This is a genomic window from Streptococcus mitis (assembly GCF_047463435.1).
Classification (GTDB): domain Bacteria; phylum Bacillota; class Bacilli; order Lactobacillales; family Streptococcaceae; genus Streptococcus; species Streptococcus mitis_DS.
This window is the reverse complement of record NZ_JASHDW010000029.1, coordinates 1-1,246: the sequence shown is the minus strand read 5'-3', so window position 1 is coordinate 1,246 and position 1,246 is coordinate 1. Positions and strand designations below refer to the sequence as shown.

The 1,246-nt window shown below is 36.2% G+C and carries 1 pseudogene; it reads right to left on the bottom strand.

Going from position 1 to position 1,246, the window contains the following annotated elements:
• Nucleotides 1-1,191: pseudogene (locus QM843_RS09820) on the bottom strand (IS3 family transposase); the annotation flags it as partial.
• Nucleotides 1,192-1,246 lie beyond the last annotated feature (55 nt).

Genomic DNA, 1,246 nt, shown 5'->3' with positions numbered 1-1,246 from the left:
TAAGAATGCCAAAGAAAGATTCCATCATACCGTTATCTGGACTATTTCCCTTACGTGACATAGATGGTTGGATTCCCTTATTCTTTAAAAAATGATGATAAAAATCGTGTTGGTATTGCCATCCTTGATCACTATGGAGAATTGTATTTTCGTAATGGTTCTCTGTAAAGGCTTGTTCTAGCATAGCTTTCATTTGTACTAAGTTCGGCGAAGTAGAAAGATTGTAGGAGATAATTTCGCTGTTAAAGCCATCTAAAACTGGTGATAAATAAAGCTTTTGGCTGCTTGCTGGAATGGCAAATTCTGTCACATCTGTGTAGCACTTTTGCATTGGTTTGGTTGCTTCAAATTGACGTTGAATAAGATTATCTGCTTTCTTGCCAACCTCTCCTTGGTAGGAAGAATACTTCCGTTTACGGCGAATTCGAGCCGTTAAACCAAGTACTTTCATCAGACGCTGCACCTTCTTATGGTTCACTACGAAGCCACGATTTCGTAATTCTAGAGTCATGCGACGATAGCCGTAATTTCCTTTATGCTCAGTATAAGTTGACTGAATTTCAGCTTTAATATCATAATCTTTATCGCTTTGATCCAGCTGTTTTAAGTGGTAATAATAAGTTGAACGGGCAAGCTTAATAATCTTTAGAAGGATATCTAAAGAAAACTCTGTTACAAGTCCTTGAACAATTTCCGTTTTTCTTCTTGCTTCTTTTCGTCCCTCAATCGGAGTTCTCTCAACTTTTTTAGAATGGCATTCTCCGCTCTCAAGTACTCATTTTCTGCTTGAAGACGTTCTAATTCTGTCATATCTTCAAATCTCTTCTTTGGCTTACGTCCCATTTTAGGTGGTCTCCCTCTTGTTTTCTCAACAATAGTATACCCGTTTTTCTTGTATTGTGCCAGCCAATTCGAAAGTAATCCACTACTTGGAAGAGCATAATCCATAGACGCCCTAATTTGTGAATGCCCCTCAAGAAGAACTTTATCAATGATCTCTTGTTTTAGTTCAGGAGAATAGTAACAATTCTTTCCTTTTTTGACGATTTCTATTCCATAACGATCAATCAATTTAATCATGTACCTAAGATTAGAATTGTTTATCCCAAATTTATTTGAAAGCTTCTCTAAGCTATATCCTTGTTTTCTAAGTTCATAGATCTGAACTTTATCATCATAACTCAATTTCATAATAAAACACCCCAAAAGTTAGATTTTTTCTGTCTAACTTTTGGGGTGCAGTACA